Genomic DNA, 14,966 nt, shown 5'->3' on the forward strand with positions numbered 1-14,966 from the left:
AAAAATCCGATGACCTTACGATCATCGGATTTTGATCCTCTTATGCCGAATGTCAACTTCTTAACTGATCGGCATTAGGCTTAAAGCCGCTTTTTTAATCTTTCTTCGCTGGTGCTTTTGGCCTTGCTGGGCGGGCCCCTTTTTTCTTCAAGGTCGTTTTCTTTTTGCTTACTTTTGCTGCCTTAGATTTCTTTTTGGCTTTTGCCGGACGCGATTCTTTATGTTTCGGACGTAACTGTTCAATAATACGGCGGCGCAATTGTTGTTCAGTGTAACGCTCAACTTTGCGAACAATATCCATATCATGCGCTTCAACCAGTGAGATGGCGGTGCCTTTTTTACCCGCGCGTCCAGTGCGCCCAATGCGATGCACATAAACATCTGCTTTGTATGGTAAATCAAAGTTAATAACGTGACTGACATCAGGCACGTCGATTCCACGAGCTGCTACATCGGTCGCGATTAGTACTTTTACCTCGCCTGACTTAAAGCGCGCTAACGCCATATTGCGTTTATCCTGTGGCATTTCTCCCTGCAAGTAGCAGTTTTCAATACCGTCAGATAACAATTTGTCTTTGAGCATCATCAGCCGTTCACGGGTGCGCACAAAGATAACCGCGGATTCAGTCTGCTCTTTTAAAATATGTAGCAATAACTGGTATTTATGATTTAAATCATCAGCCAGATGAATCCACTGATGTATTTTGGCGTGCTCTTTACGAGAGGATTGCGCTTCCAGTGTGACGGGGTTTTTTAGAATTTCACGTGAGAATTTGGCGACACCACCGCCTTCTAACGTGGCAGAAAACAGCATGCTTTGTTTACGCCAGCGGGCTTCCGTTGAAATCTGATTTACTACCGTCGAGAACCCCATATCCAGCATACGGTCAGCTTCATCCAGAATTAAAATTTCGATATCGCGGCAATCAAAGCTTTCTTTTTCAATATGCTCAAACAAGCGGCCGGGCGTTGCGACCAGAATATCTAAGTTTGCTTGCAGTAAATCGCGGTCACTACCGTAATTAATACCGCCGGTAATACAACCACAGCTAATTTGAGTATACCTGGTTAACGCCTGTGCCTGTTCAAACACCTGTAATGCCAGCTCACGGGTGGGTTCAAGAATAAGTACACGTGTTGAACCCGGATCACGACGAGGGTAATCCAGGATAAATTGCAGCGCAGGTAATAAAAAGGCAGCCGTTTTGCCGGTACCAGTTGGAGCCGAGGCCAGAATGTCGCGACCATCCATTGCCTCCGGAATAACCAGTTGCTGAATACTGGTGGGAGTTTTAAAGCCTAAATCTGCTGTTGCTCGACAAAGTTTATCGTCAAGATCCAAATCGGAAAACATGTAATACCACAAACAAAAATAAAGTTAAGGCGATTATAACCCTAAATACAGGCAAGCGGCATAAATAGCTTAAATAAGCCCCCGGAATCAGCGTTTTACGCACAATTTACAGCTTTGTTGGTGGATTGTTAATTAACGTAAACGCAAAAATAACAAACGCATTACATTCGCATAGATCTTTTTAATTCAATCGGATACCTTTCCTGAATACTTGTATACAAGTTTGTTTTTGTTCCATTGAACAACGTTGTACAACCTCTCAGTTCGAGAATACACACTACTAATACACAACAGGTGAATGATGAAAAACTCAACTCCTTTTAAATTAAGCAAAAAAGGTCTGTTACTGCTGAGTATTGCCGCGGCAAGCGCCGGTGCAGTAGCTCAGGACGCCCCACAAAACTCAGATGATGATCAGGAAGTGATCGAGGTTAAGGGTTACCGTGGTAGCTTACTTAACTCTACCAATGCAAAGCGTGATTCTAATGGCTTTAGCGATGAAATTTTTGCTGATGATATTGGTAAAATGCCAAGTCTTAATCTGGCTGAATCTCTGGCACGTATCCCAGGTGTTAAAATTAACCGTGATGTGAGCGGTGAAGGTCAGCAAATTGCGGTACGTGGTTTAGGTCCGGGCTTTACTAAAATTGTATTAAACGGTAATTCAATGTCGGTGGCTTCGACCGGAAGTCTGGATGCGGGTAACAGTGACCGTCAGGTTGATTTGGATTTATTCCCGGTTGAATTATTCAGCAGCTTATCAGTAGATAAAACCGCCACTGCACAACAAATTGAAGGTGGTGTGTCAGGTTATGTAAACATGCGTACGGCGCGTGCATCAGAAATGGGCGAAGGCCAGCACGTGCGTTTTTCAATGGAAGGTGCGTACAAGGAAACACAAGGTGGCGTAAGCCCTAAAGCTGCATTTACCTACAGCTATGCGACCGACAAGTTTGGTGCTTTATTTACCATTGTAGGTAAACGCGCGAAAACCCGGGTTGATGGTTTTGAACAGGATGCCAACTTCCAGAACGGTTGTGTGGCTGAGTGGAGTAATGGTACCGCAGGCTGTATTGAAGGCAGTACTGGCTGGAACAATTTCCAGTATACCAATATTGCGTCTGCTGATTATGCAGCAAGCCACTCTGGTGTGAATGCCGGTGATATGCTGGACATCAATCAGGTATCTGGTTTAAGCAACGAGCAACTGGATAATCTGGGCATGCCACGTATTGCCCGTATGATGACTATGGGCGGCACCAAAGATTATGTATCTGCTTTGGCATCATTTGAATATAAGCCCAATGAAGACATGAACATGGCGCTGGATATTATTAAAGCGGACTCTGATTATACCGCTGAACGTACTGAAGCCATGCTGATTTATCGTAATAACTACCTGCAATATGATCTGGCCTGGTTGCCGGAAAACATTCAGTCAGTAGATCGTGGTGAAGGCGAACGTATTGTTAGTGGTACTTTCTATGGTTCCCGCCCCTGGGTTGGTACCCGTCAGTATGACGAAGATTTATCTTTTTACAGCGTTATGCCGAGCTTTAGCTGGTATGTAAATGATGAATTCAAAATGGATATTTCTGCCAGCCGCACTAAATCTGAATTTACCCGTGATGAGCCTTACGTATTGTACTTTGCACCTAAAGGCACGGTGAACTTCGCATACGGTAACGGTAGCATCGTTCCTACCATGGATTACAGCGGTGATCTAACGACTGCCAGTGATGACTGGAGTTTGGTAGCCGGACCGGGTGCAGCTGGTGACGTTCAATCAATGGATTTACGTTTTGCCCGTGGTTCACGCCAAATTACCACAACAGGTTTCCACGCTGATTTTGGTTGGGGAGCGGATCCTGAGCATAACGGTATCCTGTTCGGTTTTGCCTATGACAAAAACGAAAACAACTCTCAGGGATATAGTGGCACAGGTTACGGTGATTACATCTTGTCTAATCAGCCTGATATTGCGCAAAACTTTAGTCAGTATCTGGTAGATGCGAGTGTTACCGATTTAGGTAAAAACATTGATGGATATCAGGGCTTAAACGGTATTGTTGGTCTGGACTGGGATAAATTTAAAAACGATATCAACTATGATGGTTTTGAACCTCAGCCCAGCACTGGTAATCAGTTTGGTGGCAGCGTAGGTAATATTACTGAAACGGTTAATTCACTTTATTTTGAAATCAATACCGAAACCGAGATTGCGGGACGTAATTTGCGTACCAACAGTGGTGTACGTTATGTGGATACCAAGCAGGATATCACCACGTTAAACGGTGCTACAAATACCGATTACAGCCGTTTATTACCATCTTTCAGTGCTGTATATGATGTGGCGGATGATGTGAAAATCCGTGCCAGTGCCTCGCGCAGTTTAACCCGTGCTAATCCGTCCAAGATGTATCCAAACACTAACTGGACATCGGCAGGGATCGAAACCATTGATACTGGTAACCCGGCTTTGGCACCGTTTGAAGCTACTAACTTTGACTTTGGTGGTGAATATTACTTCAGTGATTTAGGTTACGTTGGGGTTAACTACTATCAAAAAGACATTACTGGTTTCACTCGCACCGAAAGTAATCTGGTTCAGTTTTCTGATTTAACTGAATGGGGCGTGGATATCACTGACCTGAGTTCTATTCAGGAAGAGCAGTTAGCTAACTGCGGTGGTGCAACCTCTGATCAATGTATTACCAACGTTAGTGCAGCGGTTAATATTAAAGGTTCAGTTAAGCTAACCGGCCTGGAAGTGATTTGGGTACAGCCACTGGACTTTATTGTTGAAGGTTTAGGTTTTAACGCCAGTGCTAACAAAATCAGTCAGGATGCAGATGAAGGCACACAAATTACCGGTATTGCTGATTCTAACAACCTGACTGTGTACTACGAGAACGACGCGTTCCAGACACGTATTACCTATTACCATCAGGACGGCGCAGATAGCGGTGATATCTGGGGTACGCCTTTGTACTCGCGTGATCGCAGCCAGATCGATATTTCTGCCAGCTATGTATTACCTGTCGCTACAGAGTACGATCTGACCGTAAGTTTTGACGCCTATAATCTGACCAATGAGCCGATTTCGACTTACCTGGAAAATGACAGTCAGACCTTCCGTGCTTACTTCCCAGGCGCGACTTATAATCTGGGGATCAGTGCTAAGTTCTAATTTTTAGTCTCAATTAACTACAAAGCCCCGCTATATAACGGGGCTTTTTTATGTATTTGATTAATTAACCGGTAAATTGCGGTGTCACTTCACTGTCGGCACTGTGCTGTTCAAAGTAATCGGGGTGCATGGATTGTACTTTACTCAGAATCGTTAGGATTTCGCGGGTATGCGTGCGCATGGCTTCACGACATATATCTGGTTTTGCTGCTTTAATGCCCTCCAGTATGGCTCTGTGCTGCTCCAGTACACGTTCGTATTGTCCACCTAATTCCTGCAGGCTTAAGTTTCTTACTCTGTCCATGTGGGCTTTTTCAGACTGGATTAAACCTGCGGCACGTTCAAAATGGGTGCAATCTGCCAGTTTTTGATGAAATTCATCGTCGAGGTGCTGAAACAGCAAAGCATCCTGTTGTTCGGCGGCTTCATGTTGACGATCAATAATCACTTCACATTCTGCAACTAGCTCTGGTGGAGCATGTCCTGCCACATGTTCGGTGATGGCGACTTCCAGTGCTTCACGAATAAATCGAGCTTCAAGAATTTGCGTCATGCTGAGTTTGGAAACAAAGGTACCGCGTTGTGGACGAACTTCGACAAATCCCAGTGTGACCAGTTTAGCAATGGCCTCACGCACCGGCGTACGACTCACACCAAAGCGGTCAGATAAGCTATTTTCTGATAGTTTTTCACCCGGCGGTAAGACCATCGCCACTATCTCATCACGCAGCAGATCAAATAACTGTTGTGAAGTGGGGCGGTCATAGTCAATTTTGAAGACTTTTGTATCCTTGGAATTTTGCATAATTTGTTTTGTATAGTGTCGCCAAATTGTAGTCGTGCTGCCGTGCTCTAAGTCTTATTTAAATGGCTGAAAGCGTTTTCAGGTATTACCCTAAAACAGTCTGGATTAAAATTAAACAGCCAAATCACTTAAATGTTAAATACTTGTATACTAGATCCGAAAAATACTCAATAAATTACCTAACTCTCTGGCACAAAACACTTTTTTCATAATTTTACTTCCTGAATTTGATTATGCTTGTCTGGCCTGGCTATTGCTTAGTTATTTGTTATGGCGAACAGCAAAAGGCACAGACAGGCAGGTTTATGCGCATAAAGACGGAAGCTACAAAATGGATTTTTTTACTGTTGTTGTTGCTACAGCCTTTGTTATTAAAGGCTCAGAGTGAGAGATATGCTGTTCAAACTGCACCAGTACATGGCCTTAAAAAGCAACCTGGTGAGCAATTATTGCAACAACTTAACTCACTTGAGAACTTTAATCAGCTAGCTCCATCTCAAAAAGTGGCGCAAATTGGCGACATATTAACTGGCTCTGAGGTGAATATTTATGTCGCAGGGCAGCTACAGCCCCTCGTCACCGAAGTAAGTTATTTAGTGCTCGGCCAGTTACAGGGACAAAATTTATCGACGCTGTTAATTAATCTGGCCCAGTCTGACAGCGAAGAGCTAGTACGCTATGTGCAAGTTGCGCTGTGGTTATATCCACTCGATAGTTATCGGTTACTCAATCAGTTACGGCGTAGTAAGCAATTTCCGGTTGCAGTTCTTGAGCAAGCAGCACAAAGAAACGAGCTGGATCAAGGTTGGCAGTTCATTCTCAATACAGCTCCAACTGCGGCAATAAAGATACAGCCTTTGTTTCACTCAGCCAGCGTTACCCTGTTTGAACGTCAGCCCAACGAGCAAGCTAATGTGCGTTTTCGGCCACTGGGTAGCCAGCAGTGGCAAATAGGGTTGGATTTGCAATGGGAACCGGTGCGCGGTGCGCTATCTGGCAGCATAGTGCATTTACAACCAGCAACCAGCTACGAGGTTGAGATTACGCTCTTTAAGCCAGGTCAGGCCGCCGAGCAAATTCAGCAGAGCTTTTCGACCCGGGCGAATAGTCCACCAATTGATCCAAACAAGGTGTATCACTTGGCCGACATTTATCAAGGCGGCAAGCTCGATTTAAACGCGTTACATATTCAGGGCAGCGCCAACGGCTGGGCCAAGATTATAGGCTCACCCGATACGCCGATTGTTGCGGGGGAGGGCGATAATGCCGCGATTGGTATTGGTGATAACAGTTATATCCTGTTTGAAAACATTACCGTGGTGGGCGGCAGATTAAACGCCATTTCCAGTTATAAAGCCCATCATCTTTGGTTTAACGGCTGCGATATTTCCGGTTGGGGTCGTGCTCCTAACATAGTCAAAAACGGCCAATATTATGAATCGGTAGAAGACCAGGAACCGAGTAATTACGATTCAGCCTTTGCGCTTAGGCGCACCGGTGTGGTGGTGGTGGAGCACTGTCATGTGCACTCGCCACGTGCCAAAGCCAATAGCTGGGAATTCGGCCACCCCAAAGGCCCCAATGCATTTCTGGCCTCGGCCAACCATCCTGATCCTGATTTTAAAGGCCAGATTGTGCTGCGTCACAATCGATTTTATGGCAGTGAGCAACACCGCTTAAATGACGTAATTGAAGGTGAGTCGAACGTGCGCATGTGGGGCGGTTTTGTGCGTGATTCGGCGATTTACGACAACTATTTTGCGTACGCCAATGATGATGTGGTGGAGCTGGATGGTGGCCAAAGCAATATATTGTTTTACCGTAATGAGCTTGAGCAAGGTTATTGCGGCATTAGCGCCATCCCCAATCAATTAGGGCCAAGTTATATCTTCAACAATACTATTCATCATCTGGGCGATGAGCGGGGTCGCAGTTGGGCAGCGTTTAAGCTAGGTGGGTTATATGCCGCGCCAGCAGGGCGTACGCTGATCTTTAATAATCTTGTGCTCGATCAAAGTGCTAACGGTGTAGGGGCATCTAACTTTGCGCAGGATTACACGTACTGGAGCTGGGTACAAAACAATATTTTTATTAATCAGGCGTTTTGGCAAAACAAAGGTTATGCGGTTATTGATAACGTCGGATTTGGTTATTTCGCCAATAACCTGATGGTTAATTTGCAGGCTGAGCAGCCCAGAGTACAAGGCCAAATTGATGTGCCCTATCAGTTTGAAACACAGCTGCCAGCGGATTTTGCCAAACAATTAAACCAACAGCAGCCAGCCTTTACCCATTTACCGGTTGGCCCGTTTGCAATTGATAATTTTGCGCCAGCGACGGATGCGGGGCGCAGTGTGGTCGGCATTCCAGCTCAAGGAGATAACACCCCATGATTTCGCATCAGCATCAGTGCATTTTTATTCATATTCCCAAATGCGCCGGTACCAGTATTGAACATGCACTTGGCCATTTTAAAGGACATCAGGGGCGAGCGGGGCAAGATCATCGCAGCATTCGTATGTTGCAGGCGCCGATGCTGGAACGCCATACCTTTCGTAATCTCGACAATCTAAAAGATGTGGCGCGCAGGTTACGGCATAAATTCAGACCGGCCGCTAACCCCAATAACCGTCTGGTGGTTGATCGGTTGCAGTATCAGCGTTATTTCAAATTCGCTGTGGTGCGTAACCCTTGGTTTCGTGCCTATTCCTGGTATCAGAATGCGATGCGCGACCCCATCCATCAGCGCAATTATGGCATTGCTGCGGGCATGTCATTTAATCTGTTTTTGCGTCAGTTTGTTGGTAAGGGCTTCCTGCGGCCACAAACCTACTGGTTAAACAACTTTGCGGGCGATATGTGCATGGATTATGTGGCGCGTTTTGAGCATTTACATCAAGACTTTGACTATATTCGTCAGCAATTACAGCTAGATGAGATGCCACTACCACATAAAATCGAAGGGCAAAAAACGGATCCGAGGCTAGCCTTTGATACTGAATCAATTGAATTAATTGCTCAGTATTACCGTGATGAAATCGCCCTGTTTGGATATCAGTTTGAATAGTGGCTGGGGAGAAAAATAATATGGCTGAACGAGCGGATTGGTTGGATGTAGCCAAAGGTGCAGGTATTTGTTTGGTAGTGGTGTATCACACCACCGAAGGCACGCTAAATAGTTTTGCCCATGCCGGTGATTGGGTGGTGGGCTTGGCCAATTATTTCCGAGTATGGCTGATGCCGATGTTTTTTATGGTGTCCGGCATGTTAGTACGGCGCACCATTTTGTTCGGCAGCCCGGAAAAACTCTACGCCAAAGCACTTGATTGGGTATATTTGTATGTGGTTTGGAGCCTGATTATTTACCTGACGCGCCTGCTATCCAACAGCTTTACCAATACTCATATGGCGGCCGATGAGATTCTTTATATTTTATGGGATCCGGTGCCCACTATCTGGTTTATTTATTGTTTACTGCTGAGTTTTGTTTTAACCGCTTTATTAAGGCACTGCGCGGCTGCGTTAATGGTCGGCGTTGCACTGCTGATAAATATGCTAAATGGTATGTGGTATGGCTGGTTCGAAGGTTCTATTTTTGAACGACTGGCCTGGATTTATGTGTTTTATGCCTTTGGCTTTTATTATGCCGAGGCACTAAAAAGCTGGTTATTACGCCCAACGCCGCCTTATTTGGCACTGCTGTTGTTTGTTGCCCTTAGCCCGATTGTGGCGTTTATCAAACCCTATTTAGCTCCCTACTTACTGCCGTTTTTATCGTTCGCGACTGTGTTGTTGTATCTCAAATGCTGTATTAGTTTGGTGCAACTGGCAGGCCAAACTAGTGTGGTTAAGTTATTGATTTTTATTGGCCAAATCAGTTTGTTTATTTATCTAACCCATTTTCCATTTCCGGCCGCAACCCGCATGCTGCTGTTAAAGCTGGGCATTTATTCCCACGCACTCACCATGTTATGTGCGGTGATCCTGGCGGTAATGGTGGGCTATGTGGCCAGCAAGTTGGCTAGACAGACTAAAGTGGCAGTGTTATTTGAGCGTAAAGCGTGGGTTGAGAGTTAAGAGTCGTCCGGCCGTATAGTGTGATTTCAACCTAAAGTTTAGTTTGAAGTGTTAAAGCAGGCGTTGCCACGCCTGCAAACGGGCGCTTTCACCATAGTCACGTAAGCACTGCGTAATGACCTCCTGGCGCTCAATATAGGGCAGCTTTTTTAATTGCTCAGTGAGGCGCTCCTTATCCACCAGATGCACAAAGTTGTGACGGGCTGCTTTGCTGCGTGCAAATTCGCTGTCGAAACAGACAAAATTAGTGCCATAGCTGGCGGCATGGTAAAAGGTGCCGGATGAAATCATGCTCTCGTCGCTGTGCGGCATAATCACATAACGGCAATCTGCTAGTGTGTGGTTTAGCTGTTTTTCATCCACATAGGCATTGTGCCAATTCACCTTTAGCCGACGCTGATTAATCAGATTGTTTAGTTCAGTGTAATAGTGCGGATCGGCGCAATAACCGAGAATGGTTAGGGTGATATCCGCAGGCCAATGTTGCAGCAATTGCTCTAGCTGTTTGTAGGGTTTAATGGTGCCGAAAAACAGGAAACTAGAATGTGAGTTGTGCTGTTTATTTTCACTGTTTGCGGTTTGTAATTGCTGGTCGCTACGATACAAAGGGTGGGGGATTTGCTCGGATGCAAAAGCAGTCGGCTCCATGGTCACCACATGGTCGGCAATCGCGTTGAGTAGCCAACAGTTTACGAGGTGCGATACCGGCACATTGTTGTGCAGACTTTTGGCTGCATTATTCACATTGTGTGGTCGGTGATTGTGCCGTACCCAAATCACCTTTTGACAAAATCGCCGCATAACCAGTAAAGCACCGATGGTTCGTAGCAGCTCAAGCCAGCGTTTGGGTTTAGAAAAACTGCGCCGATAGGGTCTGTCTTCAAACCAGTTTAATACCACAGTATTGTTATTACGCTGGCGCAGGTTATGTAGGCTATAAAGCTGGCGATAACTGTGTACTTCAGCGCCGGTTTGCTGCAGCGTCTGGCGATTTAGCTCAACGTAACGGTTTACATGATGATAGGGAAAATAAAAAATTCGTTGACTCATGCGCTGTGCCGTTGTTGCAAGTGATGCTGATGACCTGTCATTTGATAAATCACACTGGCGTATTGTCTGGCGATGTTGTGCCAGCTAAAACGTTCGGCCTGTTGTTTGGCCAATTGCTGCCAATCGGTTTGTTGTTTTAATGGTAGTGCTGCAGCCAGGCAATTGGCATAGGCCTCAATATCGCTCACATCACAGAATCTGCCCGCCTCCGCCAAAATGCTGCGGCGCATAGCGTCATCGGGCGCGACCACAGGTAAACCACTGGCGAGTGCTTCAAGATACACACGGCCAAAGGGCTCATTGGCCGATGCCAAGGTAAATAAATCACAGCTTCGGTATACCTGCGGCATTTGCTCAAAACCAAAGGAAGCAATGCGGTAGCGCTGTGGTGCCAACTGCTGGGCGGCTAAATCAGCAAAATAAGCTTTGTCGGGGCCATCACCGCAAATTAGCAAGCTGCAATCAGTAAACTTGGTTAAGGTGGCCATGGCAGCAATGGTTAGCTCAATGCGTTTGTGGTTAGAGCGCGCCAGCGACCCCACACACAATACCACTTTACCGGGTAGGCCAAGATTCAGGCGTTCGCCCTCACTGGCAAAGCGCGATAAATCAACTCCATTGGGTAAAACCGAACAGGCTTGCTGCGGCCGCCATTGATTAACTTTGTCTTGGGTGTGTTGGTCAAACACCACCAAGTGGTCGGGTTTATAAGCTAAATCTTTGCGTAATATTTTGCCGTTGGCTAACAATCCGGCGCGTTCTGTATACAACAATGGCACACCATTCAAAGCGCGAACGCGGGTGGCTAACATTAAACCGGCGTAACCATTATTGGGGTACAGCAAGTCAAACGGGTGGCGAATTAAATACAAAAAATAGGGAATAAAACTGGTTAACAGTTCAAAAAATATCTCAGGGTTATGGCTAAAGGGTCTGAGTAAAGGGCCGGCCACGGGATGTTGCAACCAGGGCTTGATGCGACCGCGTGGAATTGCCGGTAAACGCGTGACGAACTGGTGTGCATCGTCACCCATCGCCTCTATGTTGTTGGCGCTACAGAGTAATTCCACCTGACAATAAGGTCGCAGATGACGCGTCAGCTCAAGCGCACTTAGCTGTGAACCGCCGTTCGATGACACCCCCGCTTCGGGGTGGATAATCGCAATTCTTGGCAAATTCGATAATGTCATTGGGTTTGTCCGTGAAAACGCACATATGGGTAGCTTTGGCGCTTGGCGTTGACCCACATACGGCCATGTTTGTAAGCAAGCTGCATATCTGATTGCCAGTTCAGTAATAACGAATCGCGGGCGTTGAACAAAGGCATTGGCGTTACTTTGTTTTGGTTACTACGAGCAAACGCATTACGATAGCGCTGCCAGAAATGACGTAGCTTAGCCACCAAACGATTAGATGGCGCAACCTGACTGCTTTTGCCTGTTTGCAAGTATTCACACGCTGGGTTATTGGCGCGATGAATTGGCAGATTCATGTTAGCGCGCTTGATGTTGTTGGCAGGGTAAATATTACTCAGCGCACTTAGTTGCAGTTTGCTGATATCCATCGGAACCCAGCTGTTATCGGTTAGCAGGTAACACTGTTTGCCATTGCCATAGGCTTTTAACATGATTTCCAGCAAATAGCGTTGTTGTTGGTCGCTTGCACAGGGCAAACTCGCAGCGGGGGTTAAAATCTGCACATTGGGGCAGTGGCTTAAATCCAGTCGATGAATCGGCAGTTGCGGTTCGGCCAACAAGTAGAATTGCTCGACTCCCAAGCTACTGTGATATTGATACCAGCGTTGAAACTGCTGATTGTCCAGCAAGCCTGTATGCAGTGGCGCAAATAACAGCGTATTGGCTGAAAGGCTAGTGGCGTGGCTTGATTCATTCTGACCGACTCTGATTGGTGTAATCGCTGAAGTTAAAAACCAGTTGGCCAATTTCGCTGGCTCAAGTGTGGCTAACATGCGTTCTAAACAGTCGAGCAGTTCTTGCTGATAACGATTTTTAAGCCGCGTGACACTGGCATTTTTAATCAGCGATAAATGGTGATTGTAAATGGACGCGAGGCGTAAATATTGATCCTGACTAACATAGTCTGAGTCGTGTTGACCCACCGCCGCAACTGGCTGTTTGTTGGAAGCATCGCTGCTAAACAAACCCGGTTCAGCAATCACCTTTTGTTTTACCTTGAGGTTATGTTCTTTTAAAAAGCGCCGAATCGGGTAACTGCGCTGCAAAATATCACGCTGGGCGCCCGGATAATGAATAAAGGTTACCTGTGGCTGATGCACCAGTGTGGTTAATATGGCATCAAGCTCATCCCATTGGCGCGGCAGGAAATCATCATCATAACCGTTTTGCAGATAGTGCTCTTTGTTAAGCGCAATACGTCCGCAGGTGCCATCCCCATAACCGCCCTGAAATTGGTGTAATACACATTGATACTGGTGTTGCTCAAACACATCGATAATGTGGCGGCCGCCACGTTTTCCGGTAAAGTTGTCGCCATCCAAACTGGCGTATATTTTGCCCTTGATATAGGGCTTAAAGGCATTTTTGGCTTTGCCAAAGTGCCAGTTGGGCAGGTTGTTCAGATGATAAAAACGCAGGTAACCACAGCGTAAGTCGTCGGCAAAATTCAGTTCAATCCAGCGCTGTAAATGCTGTTCAGTTTGGCCATCAGTTAAATTGATGTCATCAAAACAGATTACAATAAATTCGATATCGGCTTGATCGGGGCGGTTGTCTTCCAAATTCTGGCGCAAGGTGGCCTGAATGTCCGACAGGCGGTTTTTGACCGGAATACAAAACGACAACTTAGGCTGATGGCTGGGAAAAACCTTATACATGGGCTGTGCCTCCTGTTATTGGCGCGGCGCTGGCCCGCACGATTTGGCTGTTATCAAAGTTATAACCGAGCAGCGCGATGTCTTTGGCGTATACGTCGGCCACAATGGCGCGGGTTTCATCGTTGTAATAACTGCGGTAGTCCACATGCTGGCTTTTATTGGTTTTAGCCAGTTGCACATCTTTGTTTAACCGCGAAGCAATGTAAGCAAAATCTTGCTCCAGCGTTTCGAAATAACCAATGTAATCAAGGCTGATTTGCGCGCTGCTATCAATAATAAAATCGCTCTGTGGACGAAAGTGATACCAGCTGCGGGCGTTTTCCGGGGTAAGCCATTGTTTTACAAATTGTTCAAATGAGGAGTAGTCAGCAATATGTCGATTTGCCCATTGCAAATCAGTTGAATTGGCTCCGCCTTTTTGCAAAAAATGGTAGGCCGATACTAGTCTGTCCCACGGGTTACGCACTATGGTGAATTTAAAATAATTTAGAATCAGCTTGGGCTCAAAAATGGTCAGGTACTGGTTAAAGGTTTTATGTCCACCGGCTAAATTACCGTATAAGGCTTTATTAACCGAAATACCGGCACATTTGGGAATGTGGACAAATATTGATTGGGTTTGATCAAAAGGACGCAGTGAATAACTATCACCATGACATCGACGCAGACGTAAATATTGCGATTCAGTATAACTGCTTTGCCGAAGTAAACGATTGGCATTCCAACGAAGAGTCAGGCCCACTTTGCACGGCAACAGTGCATATAATGAGGTTTTCAGTGGTGCCTGTTGCCTGGCCATAAACGCGGCTGAGAAAACGGGTTTAGTTGTCATGCTTTACTCCTTGTTGTTGCCAGTGGCGCATAGCCTGATGATTAACAAACAATGGCCGACTCATACAATTCAAAATCCTCGGCAAACAATTGCTCTATTTTGTTACGCTGTGCGCCAGACGGGCGATATTGGCCCTTAAAATGGGTGGTATTGCTGCGCTGATCGGTTTGCAGTCGTTTGTCTAATCCGCAATCGGCAAATACCTGATTAAGTGCCGGCAGCAGCGATTCCAGTCGGTAAATTCGGGTTAATAAAATCTGGTTGTGATGGTTGGTCACATCTCGCCACATACTGTTGGTGTGGGTTGAAAAATGACTGCCGAGTGGCTGATAGATTGAGTCAGCTTGCTGTGCCTGCTCAATAAAACCTAAAAAGTAATCGAAAGCGCTGGCAGTACTGTGGTGCAAACGGCCGGTCTTAACGGTTTTGCGTACGCAGCTTTTTAGCCACTTTTTCCAATTACCGCCTTGCCAATACAGGTAATAAAACATGCTGATGCAGCGGTCGGTGGGTTCGCGGCAAAAAGCAAATGACAGCATCGAGTGCCACTTTTGTGGGTACAACACCTCGCTGGCAAACAGGCCGCGTTTAAACTGGTATTCACCGAGTAACATGCGGTAATTATTCAGAATATCGTTGTGTAACTCGGGAGCCGATTGTATAAAGTTCACCGGCCAGTGAGTACGGTCGACTTCCTGATAATAGGGTTGCAATAGTTGGCGTGTGGAGATGCCGGCCGATTTTTTAATATGTAGCCAGAAAAAACGCGAATAGCTCATAATCCTCTCCCTGTGAGCTGGCTGA

General features: G+C 46.0%; 11 protein-coding genes. 4 read left to right on the plus strand and 7 right to left on the minus strand.

Annotated features, from left to right (window positions below):
• Positions 1–94: 94 nt before the first annotated feature.
• Complete coding sequence (gene srmB, locus H8B19_RS17270; protein ID WP_186508272.1) at positions 95–1,354, minus strand: ATP-dependent RNA helicase SrmB; 1,260 nt, start codon at positions 1,352–1,354, stop codon at positions 95–97.
• A 301-nt stretch (positions 1,355–1,655) separates the two neighbouring features.
• Here srmB and H8B19_RS17275 point away from each other — a divergent pair, with 301 nt between their 5' ends.
• Positions 1,656–4,544 carry a TonB-dependent receptor gene (locus tag H8B19_RS17275; protein WP_186508273.1) on the plus strand — a complete coding sequence of 963 codons (2,889 nt, stop codon included), beginning with the start codon at positions 1,656–1,658 and terminating at the stop codon, positions 4,542–4,544.
• Positions 4,545–4,608: 64 nt separating this feature from the next.
• Here H8B19_RS17275 and H8B19_RS17280 read toward each other — a convergent pair whose 3' ends face one another.
• Entirely contained in the window at positions 4,609–5,349 is a 741-nt protein-coding gene (locus tag H8B19_RS17280; protein WP_186508274.1) for a GntR family transcriptional regulator, read from the minus strand.
• Positions 5,350–5,654: 305 nt separating this feature from the next.
• On the opposite strand from H8B19_RS17280, the gene H8B19_RS17285 reads away from it, so the two are divergent.
• Genes H8B19_RS17285 through H8B19_RS17295 form a run of 3 tightly spaced genes read left to right on the plus strand, consistent with a single transcriptional unit; the run spans position 5,655 to position 9,426 of the window.
• Positions 5,655–7,742, plus strand: a complete 2,088-nt coding sequence (locus H8B19_RS17285; RefSeq protein WP_186508275.1) for a right-handed parallel beta-helix repeat-containing protein — start codon at positions 5,655–5,657, stop codon at positions 7,740–7,742.
• The gene (locus tag H8B19_RS17290) at positions 7,739–8,416 is read left to right on the plus strand and encodes a sulfotransferase family 2 domain-containing protein (protein ID WP_186508276.1); all 678 of its coding nucleotides are present in this window, start codon (positions 7,739–7,741) and stop codon (positions 8,414–8,416) included. The genes H8B19_RS17285 and H8B19_RS17290 overlap by 4 nt, the downstream gene beginning before the upstream one ends.
• A gap of 20 nt (positions 8,417–8,436) precedes the next feature.
• Positions 8,437–9,426 (plus strand): acyltransferase family protein, encoded by a 990-nt coding sequence (locus H8B19_RS17295; protein WP_241737659.1) that lies wholly within the window; start codon positions 8,437–8,439, stop codon positions 9,424–9,426.
• Positions 9,427–9,477: 51 nt separating this feature from the next.
• Here H8B19_RS17295 and H8B19_RS17300 read toward each other — a convergent pair whose 3' ends face one another.
• From H8B19_RS17300 to H8B19_RS17320, 5 genes are read right to left on the minus strand one after another with little or no spacing between them, the layout of a single operon-like run.
• Positions 9,478–10,476 (minus strand): glycosyltransferase family protein, encoded by a 999-nt coding sequence (locus tag H8B19_RS17300; protein ID WP_186508277.1) that lies wholly within the window; start codon positions 10,474–10,476, stop codon positions 9,478–9,480.
• Positions 10,473–11,666 carry a glycosyltransferase gene (locus tag H8B19_RS17305; protein WP_186508278.1) on the minus strand — a complete coding sequence of 398 codons (1,194 nt, stop codon included), beginning with the start codon at positions 11,664–11,666 and terminating at the stop codon, positions 10,473–10,475. Before H8B19_RS17305 ends, H8B19_RS17300 begins: the two co-directional genes overlap by 4 nt.
• The gene (locus H8B19_RS17310; protein WP_186508279.1) at positions 11,663–13,330 is read right to left on the minus strand and encodes a glycosyltransferase family A protein; all 1,668 of its coding nucleotides are present in this window, start codon (positions 13,328–13,330) and stop codon (positions 11,663–11,665) included. The genes H8B19_RS17305 and H8B19_RS17310 overlap by 4 nt, the downstream gene beginning before the upstream one ends.
• Entirely contained in the window at positions 13,323–14,162 is an 840-nt protein-coding gene (locus tag H8B19_RS17315; RefSeq protein ID WP_241737660.1) for a sulfotransferase family 2 domain-containing protein, read from the minus strand. Before H8B19_RS17315 ends, H8B19_RS17310 begins: the two co-directional genes overlap by 8 nt.
• A gap of 41 nt (positions 14,163–14,203) precedes the next feature.
• Positions 14,204–14,941 carry a sulfotransferase family 2 domain-containing protein gene (locus tag H8B19_RS17320; protein WP_186508280.1) on the minus strand — a complete coding sequence of 246 codons (738 nt, stop codon included), beginning with the start codon at positions 14,939–14,941 and terminating at the stop codon, positions 14,204–14,206.
• Positions 14,942–14,966: the final 25 nt, after the last annotated feature.

This window comes from Neptunicella marina (assembly GCF_014270035.1).
Classification (GTDB): domain Bacteria; phylum Pseudomonadota; class Gammaproteobacteria; order Enterobacterales; family Alteromonadaceae; genus Neptunicella; species Neptunicella marina.